This is a genomic window from Secundilactobacillus silagincola (assembly GCF_002583405.1).
Taxonomy (GTDB): Bacteria; Bacillota; Bacilli; order Lactobacillales; family Lactobacillaceae; genus Secundilactobacillus; species Secundilactobacillus silagincola.
Genome location: NZ_BCMJ01000016.1, coordinates 14,089 through 30,828, shown reverse-complemented (window position 1 = coordinate 30,828; position 16,740 = coordinate 14,089). Strand labels below are relative to the sequence as shown.

At 41.6% G+C, this 16,740-nt stretch carries 18 protein-coding genes; 11 read left to right on the top strand and 7 right to left on the bottom strand.

Annotated features, from left to right (window positions below):
• Positions 1-120: 120 nt before the first annotated feature.
• Positions 121-789, top strand: coding sequence for a B3/B4 domain-containing protein (locus CES82_RS11695; protein ID WP_098826460.1), 669 nt, complete (start codon positions 121-123; stop codon positions 787-789).
• On the opposite strand, the gene CES82_RS11690 is transcribed toward CES82_RS11695, so the two are convergent.
• Together CES82_RS11690 and CES82_RS11685 are read right to left on the bottom strand one after the other, a co-directional pair.
• Positions 786-1,787, bottom strand: coding sequence for an NADP-dependent oxidoreductase (locus tag CES82_RS11690; RefSeq protein WP_098826458.1), 1,002 nt, complete (start codon positions 1,785-1,787; stop codon positions 786-788). The two genes, CES82_RS11695 and CES82_RS11690, sit on opposite strands and share 4 nt — an antisense overlap.
• The gene (locus tag CES82_RS11685) at positions 1,784-2,362 is read right to left on the bottom strand and encodes a TetR/AcrR family transcriptional regulator (RefSeq protein ID WP_098826456.1); all 579 of its coding nucleotides are present in this window, start codon (positions 2,360-2,362) and stop codon (positions 1,784-1,786) included. Before CES82_RS11685 ends, CES82_RS11690 begins: the two co-directional genes overlap by 4 nt.
• A 158-nt stretch (positions 2,363-2,520) precedes the next feature.
• Here CES82_RS11685 and CES82_RS11680 point away from each other — a divergent pair, with 158 nt between their 5' ends.
• The 5 genes from CES82_RS11680 (at position 2,521) to CES82_RS11665 (ending at position 5,852) form a co-directional block, all read left to right on the top strand.
• Positions 2,521-3,099, top strand: coding sequence for a TetR/AcrR family transcriptional regulator (locus CES82_RS11680; protein ID WP_098826454.1), 579 nt, complete (start codon positions 2,521-2,523; stop codon positions 3,097-3,099).
• Positions 3,100-3,243: 144 nt separating this feature from the next.
• The gene (locus CES82_RS11675; protein WP_098826452.1) at positions 3,244-4,557 is read left to right on the top strand and encodes a YhgE/Pip domain-containing protein; all 1,314 of its coding nucleotides are present in this window, start codon (positions 3,244-3,246) and stop codon (positions 4,555-4,557) included.
• Positions 4,558-4,704: 147 nt separating this feature from the next.
• Entirely contained in the window at positions 4,705-5,157 is a 453-nt protein-coding gene (locus tag CES82_RS11670; protein WP_098826450.1) for a MarR family winged helix-turn-helix transcriptional regulator, read from the top strand.
• A gap of 239 nt (positions 5,158-5,396) precedes the next feature.
• Positions 5,397-5,561 carry a hypothetical protein gene (locus tag CES82_RS12535; RefSeq protein WP_180245737.1) on the top strand — a complete coding sequence of 55 codons (165 nt, stop codon included), beginning with the start codon at positions 5,397-5,399 and terminating at the stop codon, positions 5,559-5,561.
• A 27-nt stretch (positions 5,562-5,588) separates the two neighbouring features.
• The gene (locus CES82_RS11665; protein ID WP_098826448.1) at positions 5,589-5,852 is read left to right on the top strand and encodes a helix-turn-helix transcriptional regulator; all 264 of its coding nucleotides are present in this window, start codon (positions 5,589-5,591) and stop codon (positions 5,850-5,852) included.
• 172 nt (positions 5,853-6,024) lie between these two features.
• Here the strand turns inward: CES82_RS11665 and CES82_RS11660 are convergent, their stop codons facing one another.
• A complete protein-coding gene (locus CES82_RS11660; RefSeq protein ID WP_098826446.1) occupies positions 6,025-6,999 on the bottom strand; it encodes a serine hydrolase in 975 nt (324 codons plus the stop codon).
• Positions 6,980-7,702: a hypothetical protein gene (locus tag CES82_RS11655; RefSeq protein ID WP_098826444.1), complete on the bottom strand. Its 723-nt coding sequence runs from the start codon at positions 7,700-7,702 to the stop codon at positions 6,980-6,982. The genes CES82_RS11660 and CES82_RS11655 overlap by 20 nt, the downstream gene beginning before the upstream one ends.
• 231 nt (positions 7,703-7,933) lie before the next feature.
• Between CES82_RS11655 and CES82_RS11650 the strand changes: the two genes are divergently transcribed.
• Positions 7,934-9,028, top strand: a complete 1,095-nt coding sequence (locus CES82_RS11650; protein ID WP_098826442.1) for an acyltransferase family protein — start codon at positions 7,934-7,936, stop codon at positions 9,026-9,028.
• Between the two features lie 269 nt (positions 9,029-9,297).
• Positions 9,298-10,575: an FAD-binding oxidoreductase gene (locus CES82_RS11645; RefSeq protein ID WP_098826441.1), complete on the top strand. Its 1,278-nt coding sequence runs from the start codon at positions 9,298-9,300 to the stop codon at positions 10,573-10,575.
• 296 nt (positions 10,576-10,871) lie between these two features.
• On the opposite strand, the gene CES82_RS11640 is transcribed toward CES82_RS11645, so the two are convergent.
• The 3 genes from CES82_RS11640 to CES82_RS11630 are packed head-to-tail and all read right to left on the bottom strand — an operon-like array spanning position 10,872 to position 13,149.
• Positions 10,872-11,561: an ABC transporter ATP-binding protein gene (locus CES82_RS11640; RefSeq protein WP_098826439.1), complete on the bottom strand. Its 690-nt coding sequence runs from the start codon at positions 11,559-11,561 to the stop codon at positions 10,872-10,874.
• 4 nt (positions 11,562-11,565) lie between these two features.
• Complete coding sequence (locus CES82_RS11635; RefSeq protein WP_098826437.1) at positions 11,566-12,621, bottom strand: FtsX-like permease family protein; 1,056 nt, start codon at positions 12,619-12,621, stop codon at positions 11,566-11,568.
• A 15-nt stretch (positions 12,622-12,636) separates the two neighbouring features.
• Positions 12,637-13,149, bottom strand: coding sequence for a TetR/AcrR family transcriptional regulator (locus CES82_RS11630; protein WP_098826435.1), 513 nt, complete (start codon positions 13,147-13,149; stop codon positions 12,637-12,639).
• A gap of 357 nt (positions 13,150-13,506) precedes the next feature.
• Here CES82_RS11630 and CES82_RS11625 point away from each other — a divergent pair, with 357 nt between their 5' ends.
• From CES82_RS11625 to CES82_RS11620, 3 genes are all read left to right on the top strand, one after another.
• On the top strand, positions 13,507-14,889 hold the full coding sequence (locus tag CES82_RS11625; protein ID WP_098826434.1) for an AAA family ATPase: 1,383 nt from the start codon (positions 13,507-13,509) through the stop codon (positions 14,887-14,889).
• A 173-nt stretch (positions 14,890-15,062) separates the two neighbouring features.
• Positions 15,063-15,188, top strand: a complete 126-nt coding sequence (locus tag CES82_RS12805; protein WP_263850139.1) for a hypothetical protein — start codon at positions 15,063-15,065, stop codon at positions 15,186-15,188.
• 205 nt (positions 15,189-15,393) lie between these two features.
• Complete coding sequence (locus tag CES82_RS11620; protein WP_098826432.1) at positions 15,394-16,581, top strand: NADH-dependent flavin oxidoreductase; 1,188 nt, start codon at positions 15,394-15,396, stop codon at positions 16,579-16,581.
• Positions 16,582-16,740 lie beyond the last annotated feature (159 nt).

Genomic DNA, 16,740 nt, shown 5'->3' with positions numbered 1-16,740 from the left:
CCGCGGCCTTAGTTCCACTATCACTTTATCAAAAAAGTGATGTAATCATCTCCGTCGAGATTGATTACATCACTAATGTTAGTAAGTTTTTGTGAATAAATTAAAAAGGAGTGTTGTGTTATGAAATTTGTGATTGATCCAAAGGTACTTGACCTAGGTGTCACCATTCGGGGCGTTGAAATTACTGGTGTGAATAACCAGCAGTATCCAGCTGAATTAACCGACTATATTCAGACTGAAATCAATCAGGCTCTGGAAGGACTCGACCGCGATCAAATTAAAACTGATCCGCTTATTCAAGGCTTTTGGGATTTACACAAAGCTGTTCACCTACCTAAGCGCAACAACACGCCGGCACCCGCAACCTTACTCAAATTAATTTTAAAACGCGGTGCCCTCGCCTCAATCAATCCCATCGTGGATCTCTATAACTTGATTTCCATTCAAAGCCGACTTGCTTTAGGCGCTCACGATATTGATCACATTGATGGCAACGTTAATTTACGACTTACGGATGGCACCGAAAAGTTCGTGCCAATTGGAGCTGATAACCAACCCGAACCAGTTAAAGCAAACGAATACGGCTACATTGATGATAGTAACGAAATTATTTGCCATCTAGAAACCCGACAAGTGGAGAAAACGAAGGTCACCCCCGATACCAATCACGTTTTCTACATCGTGCAAGGCAATCAAAATACTACTCAAGAATACGTCGATGAAATCGCTCAGCGGGTGATTGATTTGACAACTAAATATCTGGGTGGCGAAGGGCATTTTCTCAATTAAAATTCAATCACAACTTTACCCCGAGTTTTGCCATGAGCAACCAGCTCCAAGGCCTGGTTAATATGATCGAGGTCAAAAACGTGGTCATCAATTGTCGGTACAATCTGGTTTTCTTCCACTATTTTCGTGATTTTCTGGAGTTGCTGACCATCAGCGCGGACAAAGATGAATCGATAGACACTATCACGCTTACGGGCAAGCCAATCCCACTTTCTCCCAGCTAGACTGAACAAAACAGTTTTCCAAAATGGCAATTCTCTCGATACCGCAAACTGCTTGTTGGGTCCAGCAACCAAACTTAAAATCCGGCCCCCATGTTTCAAAAGGGCAACTTCCCGTTCAATTTCCTTGGCGCCACGAGTATCAATAATGTAATCAACAGCGCTCAAAACAGTCCAATAATCCTCTTTTTTGTAATCGAGATATTGGTCAGCGCCTAATTGGGTAATCCGTTCCTTAGCATCCGCATTACCGGAAACAATGACTTTGAGCCCCATTTGTTTCGCAATCGGCACTGCCATTTGGCCAAAGCTACCGGAACCTCCAGGGATAAATAAGGTTTTATTAGGCTGTGCTTCTAACTCTTCCGTTAAACCTTGATAAGCTGTTAGCCCGGTCAGTGGTACTGCTACGGCTTGCTTTAATGATAAGTTTTTAGGTGTATACCAGATGGCATCTTGATCAACGGCAACGTATTCCGCAAATCCACCAATTTTATCCAGAGGCAAACGCGAGTAGACTTTGTCACCCACTTCAAATCTCGTTACCTGACTGCCTGTTTTCTCAACTACACCTGAAATTTCGTTACCTAACGTTAGTGGCATCTGGTAATCTTGGATTAATTTTACGCTACCATTGATATTCATCAGGTCTACGGGATTGACCGCAGCGTACTTTACTTTGATTAAGACCTCACTGGGTGCTGGTTGGGGCTTCTGAACATTATTGATTTGAACATGCAGTGATTTAGAGTACTGATTGATTTGTGCAGCTTTCATGATTTGCCTTCCTTCCATGGTAGTGATCGTATCGTGTCATTAATCACGGCATCGATCATCTGATTATTGATTCGCGATTGAACTCTGACACCAACTAATGCATTGTGTAAGATAGCTGCTAATACTGATAAATCCACATCGGGCAGTAACTCAGACTGAAACTGACGCAGAACTTCAGTTAAACCCACTTTCTCAGATTTGAAGTATTGACCGATGAGTTGGCCAACTTCTGAATCAACGGCCCCTAACTCAGTGGCCGAATTCACGATCAAGCAACCTGCAGGAGCGGTATCAGCATGATGCGCGTACACGTTAAATATGGTTCTAAGAGTATCCTCCAGATCAGTGGCTGAAGTCAGTTTCGTCTTGATCTCAGTCTTTGTCATCTCGTAGTACGCCTGTAGCGCCAACAGAAAAAGCTGATGTTTGTCGCCAAACGTATCATACATGCTCTGCCGATTAATTCCCATTTCGTTAACCAGGGTGCTCATGGAGGTGCCATCGTACCCTTGGCGCCAAAATATGTAAACAGCCTGTTTAAGAACGGTTTCTCGGTCAAATGATTTGGTTCTCATGGGTAATTACCTCTTTTTGGAATGATTGTTCCAGTATAGAATAAATAAAGTTCATTTACAATCCCGATTCTTGCGACTACCCTAAAGACTATGTTTCAAAAGTGATGTAAAATAAGAACCTTGAACTAAATAACTCGAAAATTACTGGTGGCATAATCATGACAGACAAACGAATCATCAAAACCGAACGCGATATTAAACAAAGCTTCTTAAACCTGCTAGCAACCACGCCATTTCAAAAAATCACGGTCAATCAGATTTGCGAGGCTGCACTGGTTTCACGATCAACTTTTTACGAACATTTTCAGGACAAATATGATTTGCTGGGACAATTGGTAAATCAATATGCCCTACTCTATCAGCAATTAATCGAACAACGAGCCACCCAGATTATCAACCAAGACGAACACGTGCTATCAATCCCAGAAATTGCCAGAACTTTGCAGAAACATCGCGATGCGTTGAACGTGCTGCTCAACATTCACGAGGAAAACTATGATCTGCTCGTCTATTGGGAACAAGGTTTAAGCAAAACCTGGCACCGGCTTAACCATCACTATGGTGCTAACAAGAACGCACCCGCTGATTTTGTCTCTAATTTAGAATCATCCATTGTACTCAATTACATTCGCTGGTCACTTAAAAATGGCATGAACGATGACGCAGCTGCTTTAAGTGAACGTATGATTCAAAGTATCTACAGCGATTCAAAAGGTCAATCAACAGCTTCCAAGTAATTAATTTGGGGGTAATCGACCGTTATCCTACTTTTATACGCATATTGTCCGTTATCGGACGGTGTGCGTTTTTTTGCAGATTGAGGCCTCCCTTAAAGTGATTCATACTAATTGTTGTAATGAAAACATAGGGGAGGAATTTTTATGAATAAATGGTTCAAAAATCCGTTTGCTTACTTAGCACTGCTCATACCCGCTTTAATCGGTGGGTTCTTTGTTTTAGGAGGCGTGCCAGGGTTTAGTAAACTACCAACGTCAACCGATCAGTTGAGAATCACAATTGTGGATCAGGATAAAACCGCGGTTACCAAAAGCATTAGGAATGGCTTAAAAGATAACGTGCCCTTTAAACACGTCACTATTTCCAGCAATCTATCCGCTGCTAAGTCTCGGCTGTCAGACCGGACCGATGCCATGACTGTTCAGCTTCCAGCGGGCTTTACAAAGGACGTCGAAGCTGGTAAAAACCCGAAGCTTAACTTCTACGTCAGTGATTCTAACGGATTGTTGCAAAACAACGTTACCCGCTCAGTCATCAGCGCCGTTCAAGGTAAAATTGCAACCGAATTGACAACGGCAAGAACAACGGGTGCCATGGCTAAGCAAATGGCACCACAAATTGCTAAACAAGTTGCAGCCAAGGCGCAGGCCAACGCTGCTAAACAGCAGGCATCTGCAGCAAAACAAGGTGCTCAAATGAATCCCGCTGCAGCAAAGCAAATGCAACAGAAGATGCAGCAACAGGTTAAGCAAACTATTGCAAAGCAGACTCAGTTACAGGCTCAAAAGGCTGCTCAAAAATTGGCCGCAACACCTGATACTCATACCACCCATCTGCATAAAATTGGCGGGAATTATCAGTATCAAATGGGACCAATGTTCTTGAACATGGGCTTCTACTTGGGTCTCATGATCATGAGCATCATTTTAACCCTGATGTTCATGGGCGCTCGTTATGCCATGGGTAAATGGCTCGCTTTCTTAATGGCACAAATCAACGGTGTCTTAGCAACCGTGATTGGTCCCTTGGTTACCGTTTCATTACTGAGATGCTTCATTCAATTTAACGGTGGCACTTTCATGTCTCTGTTAGGAAGTGAATGGTTGTTTGGACTGGGTGCCTTTGAGCTCTCCTTCTCCTTAGCCCTGCTATTAGGTGGTCTCCCGTCATTTTTGATTCAATTACCACTGATGGTATCGCAGACGATTGCTGGTGGCGCCATTATTCCACGCCAAGCCATGAACTCATTTTATCAATGGCTGAGTTATCACACCCCCATGTATCAAGGCGTCTACATGACCTTCAACTCGTTGTACGGTGGTGGCAACGGCAGTGCGTATAGTACAACGCTGTGGTTAATCGTAGCTGTTGGCTTAATCATCACTATTCTGGCAGTAGCAATTGGCTATCGTGGGAAGGAACCGCGTGGCTTTTCTAGATGGATCAGTTTTAACTAGTTTAACAATTTAAATAATAGGTATTAAAAAAATCCCGTTTGACGACGGGATTTTTTGTTTCATTCTCTTTGATAAGCCATTCACCAACAACTAATTCTGTTATAATATTTGTGAAAGATGACTGGTTGCTCATGACAAACATTGAGGGTGGTTCTTACGACTTCTAACAAATATTTTGATGCTGATTTCGTCCAACAAGTTGCTGTGCTGAATTTGGTCATCACGAACCACATTACAGAAATGCTAGCACCGTACGAAGTCAATGCATCTAATTACTTCTACGTGATGAAAATCAGTGAAAATCCTGGTATTACTAGGAGTGACTTTAATCAATTAGTTCATTTAAATCACAGTTCTATCACTCGGGCCGTAAATCACTTGATTGAAAAGGGACTAATCAAACAATCAATTAACCCCAGAGACAAACGTGGTACTCAATTATTCTTAACTGATAAAGGAATCCAACTAAACCGCGAAATAACACAAAAAATCAGTGAGTTAAATGCAAATCTAATGGCAAAGTTAGAACCACAGCAACAAACTATTTTTAGTAATATTGTTAAGTTACGTCAATCTATTGAACGAGATTATCCAGAATAGAAAAATCAATTTAATCTTCAACACATCACTACCCTAACTGTATTAAACAGCCTACTCAGACTCAATCAATTAATAACGTTAGATAAGTGCATTTGCACTTAATTTATGCTACTATTTTGGTGAGAATTGTAGGTTGTTTTTAATGTGTTTAACCAACGTTTGCCGGTAGTCCATTGTATATGATCAAAAAATGATTATACGTACACGTTAAACGTCATTTTTAAGAGAGGAATTTTTGTATGACCAACAAACGCATAAGAAAAAAGAAATTGAAAAAATCGATTAGTGAAGGATCGCCCCAAACTGTTAAAGATGCCTTAACTGCATACGTGGATCCGCAAACATTTGATTCGAAAAGTGATTTCACAACGTATTTGAATTCATTAGTGACTGATTCTAAATAAGTGAATTGTTTTTAAGGGGTGTTAAGAATGCCAAACCGATTTAATCTCGTTCGCTACTACCATGAAACAGCTCGTGCTGATATTTTGCGTAAAACCATGCCCTACTACCAGATCAGTTCCGATAAAATAGCACAGCAATTAGGTATCAGTACGCAGCAAGTATTAGAATTACTGTCCCATAAACGTTGTCTAACGACTGAAATGGCTCGACGCATTGAATCACGTTCAGGTTTGTCAGCAGACTTATTACTGAAACTGGATGCTGATTATCAAAGAAATCCTTCTAACTAAGGGTCATGTCTACTAGAGACAAATTAAAAGAATGCTAACATTTCAAACGTCAAATTCCATTATTGGCGTTTTTTTCTTTTAAAATAAAACATTGCGAGAACAATATTATTCACCGAATTATTTTTTCAATCAAAAAAGCCAATCCATTTTGGACTGACTTCTGAAGCCACTATTATTTGCTAAAATAAATTGTGTACAATTGCTTGCCAAGTTGTTGCATTGCGCCTACTTGTTTACTTTCATTGCCATGCTGTGAAAGCACAACAACCACAAAAACCTGGTTACCTTTTTTAACGATAGCAGCATCATTTTGAACCCCATAGTCTGGAAATTCACCAGTCTTGTTGAAGACAGTTGCTTTCTGGTTGATTAAAGCTGGCAGTTTGCTTTGATTAGCGTTATATCTCAGTAACTGCAACATTTCTGCGTCATAGGGATCACCCAATACTGAATGTTGCTCCAATTTTACTAGCAGATTACCAACATCCTTCACGGAAGTCATATTATCTTTTCCATTCTTCAAAGACTGATAGTCCAGCATCTTCCGCTGTAGCTGTGTGTCACTGCAACCCAGCCGTTTGATTTCATTATTAATCACGTTCAAACCGCCTAGGCGATCAATCAAAACATTTGTCGCTGTATTATCGCTATTTCGGATCATTAAAGTCAACAGCCGAATAAGTGAAAGCTGATTAACATTTTGATGAGCCAATTCACCGGTACCACCCACCTGATCAGTTTTAGGAATTGAAACTTCTTGATTGAGCGTTAATCGACCAGATTTTATTTGTCGAAAAGCTTCAACCATGATGAATAACTTAATGACACTGGCAGACCTCTGCGACCGATTATGCACCATGACAGGTTGTTTGTTTCTTAAATCAACAGCATAAACTGAGGTCTGGCCAGAAGCTGACGCAATACATCTTTCTTCACTTAATCGGATATCGTGTTGAACTAAATCTGTTCTAGAATTAGTTTTACGCTCAGCAACCGAATGTTTCACCTGATTCGTACTCGGCTTAGCTTGGCTGGTCGGCTTTGACGATGAAGTTTGATTTGCTGGATGGTTTGTTTTTGAGCAACCGCTCATTACAGCTAACCCCAATAGCAAGGAAACAGCAACTCTACTGAACCCAAACTTCATTAACCAAATCCCCTTTGTAAGGTTTTCCATCAGTTAAAACAGCTCCGCCATCATAAGAAGTATAGCCATAATAGGTTTCATTTTCGCCGTTACTCCAAGTAACATCAATCTTAACGTTAGCGTTAATTGATTTGGTATCATTGGTACCAGAAGTTACATCATACGAAAGAATACCACTCTGATTGGTTGAAGAAATAGTCGCAACACCATGAAAGCTAGTGCCATCATTATTTTCCTGAACAACCGTACCATCTGAATCAATGACTAAATCACTTTGTTGACGATTGGAATCATAATTGTAAAATGAATAGTCTCCGACAAATTTAGAATAGTCTGAAAAACTATCATTGGTATTCAAACTAGTTGACCCGTTATTTGCTGCTGCTTGATTTTGCTTTTTCCCCTGCTTTAACAGAAAAGCATCATTGCTCTTTTGAATTTGAAAATATTCAGATTTAAGTGAACTAAACCCCTTTTTACTTAAGTCAGTAATCTGGATGCCATTCAATGCTTTGTTGGAATCCTGATAATGACCATCTTCGTTCAAATTACGAGCCGTCTTGATAATTCCTTCATCTTCAGAAATTTTACTTTGGTTTTTACTAGAACTACTTGCACTTGAACTCGCCTGAGAACTTCCGCAACCCGCTAATCCTAACGTTACCACAGTAAATAAACTCAATAAAACTGGAATTTTTTTCATGACTCTGCCCCTTAGAATAGCTAATATATTTATAACTCTTACTAATCTTCATTATAAGCTAGTAATTTTGTTAAGACAATTTGATTTATCAAATTAATCATTTCATTTTCGTCACCAATGATGTTAGTTGAAACACGGTTCTAATACGAGCCACCCTTGCACCCACATCACTAAACCATTAAACTATTTCACGATTGATCCTCGTAAATTCAAACTAAGGTGAAATAACTTATGAGTAATCCGCAATTAATTCGATCCATCGCTGATATTGGTGATTATCTGAAACTTGGCGCATGTACTGCTGTGATGTCGCAACCCATTTTGAGCTACGCGTTAACCACTCATCCTAGTGCTGGCGTCCAAATTGGAATTGGCATTTTGTATAATTTGGTTAAATACACTGCGCCAGCCTTTATTTTTGGCATCCTCTACACAACAACTCGTACGATCATTAATAACCGTAATCTGACATATCATCAATACCTGAAAAACACCTGGCACGCACTGTTCATACCGACAATTTGGTGGACGTTGATTTATTTACTGGTCATGCCACAAATGCAGCAAGTTAATCACTACCATAATCTTGGCACTTTTCTGTGGCAATTCATCAACGGTAACGCTGCTCCTCATCTGTGGTATAACACCATGATGCTGCAATTTATCATTTTGATGCCACTATTCTGGAACATCGGACGCTGGTGCGGGCAGAATGCAAAACGTGGCATATTGACGGCTGGCAGTACCGTCATGATTGCCGGTCTGTGGTTATGGTTCTACGACACGCAGGTATTTAACGGTCCCCATGCCACTGACTGGTACTTATTTGACCGCTTATTCATCAGTTTTTTGCTTTATGGTATCTTCGGGATGCTCGCATGGCAATACCGCCAAGTGTTCAACCGTTTCATCACGAAATCGTGGTCAGCAATTATGGTTGTTTTCGTGGTGACACTCTGGTGGATTAATCATGAATTATTCAGTTATGGCTTCCCAATCAAACTAAGTAATGCCCCCTACTACAAACCGTCAATGACAATCTATGATCTAGCAGTCATTGGTTTATTCGCTGCACTGTGTCTGCATCAGGTAAAATCCAACCGCCCCTTCACAAACTTCGTGCATCAATTTGCTGGCTTTGCCTACAAGGCATACTTGTCCAACGTCTTTTGGTCTGAATGTCTGTGGCTATTATTTGGTAAAACTTTGACAACCGTTTCTCCCTTGATGGGCATTCTGGTTGTTTATATGTTAACTTGGTGCCTGTCCTTTGGCTCAGCGTTTGGTATTCATGCGATTTGGGTTCGACTCAAGAATCATAATTAAAAATAGCGTTGCGGAAGTTCTGAAATAGAGCATCCGCAACGCTATTTTGTACCTAAAATCTGACACTGCCATGGCTTCTCAAAAAGTCGGCCAACACTTTAAGCAATGTATAAGATACATAAGATTCAGTCACAAGGACTGGTACACCAATAGCTTAAGTGTTAACTTGATACAGATCAAATTTTCCGATTACAGTTACCAATACTAATGGCATGTAAGTCAGAAAAAGACCAAAATTCCAAAAATCGAGTTACTAAAAAGGTGATATCATGCTTAAACGCTTTCCAAAATTGCTCAGTCTCGTCTGGATGATTGTATTATTCATTCTTCCTCTCCCGTTAGTACTGACTTTGGCAGCAGGTTTACCAGGTCAATTTACTAGTGGTGGTCTCGCTATCCAAGCTGGTTCCATCGCTTACGTTTGGTTCTTAGTCGCTATCTATCTGGCAACCAGGCCACACTGGCTAGATCGTTTGATTGGCCTACCAAGTGTCTACATGGTGCACGGCTGCCTTAGTATTTTCGCTATTATCCTGGCTTTCCTTCATAAAATGGGAACCCACTCCGGTGGTATGGTCAGAACGACAGGCGACATTGCCCTCATCTTATTCATCGGCTTGATGATGTACTCATTAGTATTCATGGCCGGATGGCTCACAGACAAGGTGCCTGCTTTAGCACATCTCAAACATTGGCTGGAGCAAACCTTCAAACATGAATTTTCAGTTTGGTTGCACCGTCTCAATCTAATTGCAGTCGTTCTCGTGTTCATCCACGTGCAGCTCATTGGCTATATCACGGCAATCCATCCGTATATGTGGTGGTTTGACGGTTACACAGCAGTAGTCGCACTAGCGTATGTCTACGCTAAGCTTCGCGATACTTGGTGGCTATCACGTGGTAAGCTTACTTCAAAACGTGAACTGGCACCGAACTTCTTCGAATTTACTTTTAGTTTAAAGTCACGCCATCAACTAACGGTTAAACCTGGGGATTATGTCTTCATTAGCTTCCCTGATTATGCGGGATTACGTGAACTGCATCCGTTCTCCGTTGTCAATGCCGTTCATGATAATCAGTTAGTGCTGGCCATTCGTGGTGACGGTGACTTTACCCGGTCTGTGCAAAACCTGCCGCTGAATGCCGAAGCACACCTCACTGGCGGTTTTGGCCTCTTCAATACCATGATTGCTAAACATCCGACAAAGCCATTAGTGCTCGTAGCTGGTGGATCGGGTGTCGTTCCTATGCTGGCACTAGTCCAGGCTTACCCACAATTACCCATCACACTGTACTATTCAGCTCATCGCCCCACTGATTTGATCTACGTACCACAGCTAAAAGCACTCGCTGCTCAACGCTCAACGTTGACTGTACACATTCAGACCGGTCGCTTCGATGTTACCAAAGCAGTTTCGTCGATAACGCCAATATCTGCATTGTACCTACTTTCTGGTCCAGCACGCATGGGACAAGCTTGGCAGCATGCTTTAACACAAGCGGGAGTATCCCACGAAAACATGTATTACGAACAATTCAGTTGGTAAATGATATAAGAGAGTGTGACACAACTCGGTAGATTCCAGAATTTAACCCCAAAAATACGTATTCCGTCGAACTTTGTCGGAATACGTATTTTTGGGGTTAAATGGCCGGAATCTGAGTTGCGGAGCCAGTTTAGACTAGATTAAAGTATTGAACAAAAACAAATTTTAAGTTGTCTTTCAGTCAAGAAACTAGATGAAATACTTACCAATATAAACTCATGTCACGACCTCTTTTATGTGATTATCCTTAGTAAGATCTGATTGTGCCTTTCATCAAAATGCCGAAAAATGCGCCGTTACCTAGATACTTCTGGCGTTGATTTAGTCAGATAACCATCTTTCATTTCGTACAACCGATCCGCCGAATCAACCAAACGGCCATCGTGAGTCACCACCACGACAGCCTTATGGTGCTTAACAGCAAGGTCTTTCAAGAGCTTAACGATAATAGCCACTCGTGCGCTATCCAATGCAGCTGTCGGTTCATCTGCCAAAATGATCGCTGGATCTGGGTAAAGTGCGCGCGCAATCGCCACTCGCTGCTGCTGACCGCCTGATAATTCACCGGGATATTTGTTCAAAAGATCTTTTATCCCTAACGTTTCAAGAACATCCGTTAACGCTTCACGAGACAGATTACCCTGGGGTTTAATCTTATCGACTAACTTAAACTGGTCAGCCACAGTGAGATACGGTAATAAATGATAAGCTTGCAACACAAACCCAATCGAGTCGAGTCGTAAAGCATCGCGTTCCTTCTTAGAGCGTTCGTTATAGCTGAGACCGTTTACTTCTACTGTTCCCGACGTGGGCGTCAATAAGCCACCAACGATTGATAGAAACGTACTCTTACCGGATCCTGAGGGTCCCATAATCAGGCTCAAAGTGCTGGGTTCAGCCTCAAAGTTGACATCATGGAGCACATGGACCTCTGCGGTACCTGTCCCAAAAATCTGATTAACGTTTTTAACTGAAAATGAACTCATTCATTTAACCTCCAATAACGGAAACGGGATCAACACTAACAACGGATTTGATTGGAATCAAGCCGCCAATCATGGCCATGACGAGTAACCCCACACCAACGCCTCCAAGCACCGGTATGTCAAAAGCCATGGGAACATTTGCCGGAATTATCCAAGCAGTGATAACCGTAAATAATGTGGCTACGATTAACCCACTCACCACTAGTAAGACAGATTGTGAGATTGTTGCACCAACAAGCACTTTACTTGGCACCCCTTGAGCGCGCAAAACAGCGTAATTAGGTAATTTTTGCATGGTCAAAATATACAGGAACACTGCAATGATAATCAGCGAAATGACCATTAAAAAACCAATCATCAAAATAAAAGTACTGTTCTGAGCCTGGTAACCGGGCAGTTTATCGACAACTTGCTGCTTGGTATAAGTCTTTGCACCGTTAGCATTATTTTTATAACTCGCATCCCTAGAGACAACCGCAGACCCAACTGGTCCTACGGTAATCGCCCGTAAACTCTTCCAATCGTTCATCTGTCCGTAAACAACTGGTGCAATATTTAATTTAGCGTTTTTAATGAAGCCAACGATCGTATATTTATGATTGTCACCATTAAGTTTGAACTGACTACCAAGTTTGTAGCCCTCTTGCTTAAACGCCGTATCCACTACCAGTTCATGACTGTTAGTCACACGATGACCGTCTACAAGATTGAGATTTTGATAAACGAATTGATTGTTATTCAGACCTAAAAATACCGCTGAAAGCTGCTTATGACTCTTAGCCTTAGCAACCACCGAAGTTTCACCAATTAATGCTTCTTGCCTGCTCAAATGGCCAACTTGTTTTTTAGTCAGAAATGATTGCCGCATGTCTACATTGGCATTGGAATTTAACGTGATCTGCTTGGCATCCCACGAATTGATGGCGTCCGTATTCTGCTGGGCCAAGCCAAGAGCCAAACTGGTTAGAATAAAGATGAGGTACCCGATTAACACAATCATGGCAACAATCAAACCTGACCGGAACTTTTCTTTCTTAATTTCTTTAAGGGCTAAAAACAAAATCTTTCTCCTTCACTATTTAACGTTTTGTAAAACGACACGTAACTGTTTGATACGTTCGTCCATACTCTCTGGATCCAGCACAACATCACGCACTGTTTGGTGGTATAAAGCCGTAATCGCCCACTCTTTTGCACTATCAGCATCTGACGGAATTGTCGTGGGCCTTCTGCCAAGAAAGCCTTCATTGTATTGATAGTGCAACTTGATTAATTGCCGGTAACCCGCCTCGTCAGCCTCTAAGATAAACTTGCGAATAGAATCAACGTATTCATCAATATTATCTAGCGTTGGTCGCTTCGGCATCGTTCGATGAATTTCAACCATGGCAACACCAAATAAATAGCGATAAGCGTCAGTTAAATCATCGAAATACTTGTAAAAAGCTCCTCGCGCAATGTTCGCGTCTTTCACGATACGTGCTACCTGGGCATCAGCCAGCGGGTAATGCGAAAATTCGTTCAATAATGCCTGACGGATTCGACTTTGTTTTTCTACTGGTAAATGTTCAAACGTTGCTGAAACCATGATGGATCCCTCTCTTTCTGGAACAAGTGACACCGTGTCACTCTTATCGACTAGATTAGTATAGCAGAAAGTGACACGGTGTCAACATTTTTTTAGTCGATATCCACTTGTTATGGATTCATTTAAAGAATTTAACGACAGAGCAAAATGGTGTGGATCAGCACAGTCTCCTGATAGGATTTACATCATCTTTCTCACCGGTTAAACACGACACTTCCTAAATAATTCAAATCGATTATTGCACTTATTTATATAATAAATTATATAATATATAGAGCATAAGATAATTTTCGAGTTGTACTGTAACTCTAACGGTAACCCGTAACAAGAGGAAAATTAAGTAAAGAAGGTAATTGAATGGCCGAACAATTGTCATTATTAAACAGCGCGACTAGCTCAAAGAATGATAGCCAACCAACCCACCAATCGCTAAAAAACGTTCAGCCGTTAGCGTATCGGATGCGCCCACGAAAAATTGAAGAAGTAATCGGTCAAACGGATTTAATAGGTGATGGGAAGCCAATCTCTATGATGGTAGCCGCTAACACACTGAGCTCGATGCTGTTATATGGACCACCTGGTATTGGTAAAACTTCAATCGCACAAGCCTTAGCTGGCAGTACTAATCGACGGTTTATCTACTTTAACGCCGCCAATGGGACTAAAGCTGACCTGCAAAACGCACTAGCTGTGGCTAATACCGAACCAATTGTCTTATTTGTGGACGAAATCCACCGGTTAGATCATCCGAAAGTAGATCTTTTATTGGCATCCGTAGAAGATGGTTCCGTCACTCTAATCGGTGCGACTACTGAAAATCCGTTCATTAACCTGCCCCCTGCATTACGCAGCCGAATGGTCATTTATGAATTAAAACCACTGACTAAAGATGAGATCTTAACCGGCTTAAAACAGGCACTAAACGATTCTGACCGTGGCTTAGGAAAATATGAAACTGCTAAAAAAATCGATGACTCTAAATTGACTTATTTAGCTGATCGTACCAACGGCGATCTTCGTTTGGCCTTATCTTCACTAGAGATTTTGGTTAAATCTGGCGTACCATTTGACGAAGAACACATCGATGCTACCCTAGGTGCTGGTGCTTCAAAAATCGATAACGGTGAAGACGGCCATTATGATACTATCGCTTGGTATTGCGAAGCCATTAAAAGTTCTGATGTGAATGCCGCTTTATTAGCCTTGGGCGTACTACTAAATGGCAATGATATGGAATCGGCCATTCGTCGGATCGAAGTCGGCCTGTTTGAAGACATCGGCGTGGCTAACATTGACTTATGGGCTCCTGTCATTGATGCGCTACAGGTCGCTAGAGATGTGGGATTACCGAAAGCGCAATCAGTTTTATCCGCTGTAACCGTTGCAATGTCTCTGTCACCCAAGGCTAACGCCTCAACAAAAGCCATTGAATTTGCTCGGGAAGATGCTGCCAAGGACGACTGGCAACAGCCTGATATGACTCGTGATATGCACTACAAAGGTGCACTGAGTTTGGGCCACGGTGTGGGCTTTGTCTCCGCTCACCAATTTCCAGAACACTTCTGGGGTAAAGGTTTAATGCCTAAAGGCATGGAAAACAAGACTTACTACCGGCCGGACACTAAAGCTGAAGCTAAGTTTCGACAGATTAACGATGGTTTACGTGCCAAAATGTATCCTAATACGCCGAAAACTAAGCCTTTGTCATCAGATGAACGGGGCTGTGGACCGAAAAAATAATACTTGTATATATAATCTAAGAAACTGAATCTTTTTTGTTGAACTAGGCAGCTGTTATCTCTTTGTAGTTTGGGATGATGAGCTGTCTAGTTTTGTTTTGATCACTTCTAACAAACTTTGTCAGAAATAAAGCTTAACATTTACTAAACGAAACGGTTTCGTATCGTTGAAAGGTGGCAAACAATATGGTTCAATCCGCTGGCCAAGTGGTTACAAATCACCAGCATCATCAAGGTAAAACGGTGCTCCGGTTCGGCCTCAAGGATCTGGTGACGAACCGGTTTTCGAAGAAGAACTAGCAGCGATAGTTTACTTTTGTGTTTAAAGCTAATCTCACTTTTACTAACTTTCAACCTTTAGAAAATTATTATAACTTGACCAATAATCTTTAATAATATTTTACGTCTCTAAAAATTTTTATTATTACTTTAAATAACTTACAATTTGTAAGTTTTGCCACCCGTATCATGTTATAATAATCACAAATGAATGGAGGGATTATTCATGGCATATTCATTTCTGGATACTTTCAAATTTCCTAACAAAGACATTACGTTGAAAAATCGGGTCGTGATTCCACCTTTGACTGAATGCATGGCATTTCACGATGGTAACGTCACCGAAGACGAAATCGATTATTATCGTAAACACTCTGGTGGTGTCGGACTTTATATCACCGCTGTTGCCAACGTTAACGAGGAAGGTAAAGGATTTGAAGGTGAACTCAGTGTTGCCGACGATAAGTTCATCCCTGGGTTGCACAAGTTGGCTTCGGCAATCAAGCAAAACGGCACTAAAGCTGTCTTACAGATTTTTAGTGCTGGCCGGATGAGTTCATCATCCGTTCTCCGAGGCAAGCAACCCGTTAGCGCCAGTGCAATTGCGGCAGCTCGAGCAGGTTCCGAGCAGCCCCGCGCATTATCTGCCGAAGAAGTTGAACAGACTATTGTTGATTTTGGTGAAGCTGCTCGTCGGGCCATTCAAGCTGGTTTCGACGGCGTGGAAATTCACGGTGCCAACACTTATCTGATTCAGCAATTCTTCTCCCCTAACTCGAATCAACGAACCGACGAATGGGGCGGCACGCTTGAAAAACGCATGAAATTCCCACTAGCAGTGATTAAATCAGTTAACGAGGCGGTCAATAAATATGCTGATAAGCCATTTATCGTGGGCTACCGGATTTCTCCTGAAGAAATTGAAAAACCAGGGATCACTTTCGATGACACCTTGAAGTTTGTTGACGTGTTAAAGGATCAACCAATTGACTATCTTCACATTTCAATGAGTAACGTTTGGCGGAAATCGTTAACCGATGACACTATCACAACGCCACTCAACGAAACAATCAAGGAACATCTGCAAGGCAAAGTACCTATGATTGTCGTTGGTGACGTTCAAACACCTGAAGATGCCGCGAAAGCTACAGACGCTGGCTTTGACTTAGTCGCTCTTGGGCGTGAGAACATTCGCGAACCTCACTGGGTTCAAAAAGTTGAACACCACGATGAAGCTTCGATTCGCTACACGATTTCGCCAGATGATCTGGACGAATTGGGCATCAAACCACCGTTCTTCGATATTTTAATGGCGTTAAGTGGCGCGAATGGCATCCCACTTTCCACTGCTAAACAAACTAACCGTGATGCTGCTAATAAGAATATTGATTATTACCTGAGTGGCGGTAAATAGTCGTTTTATAAATTTCTAAATAAACAAACAGTCGTCGAGAAAATTAATCTCTCGGCGACTATTTGCATCCAACAATGTGGTGATTGACATTCAACACTGATCGTCATATGATATCCTTCACTTGCTTCCAGTAAATCTAATGTTTATGATTGTTGATAT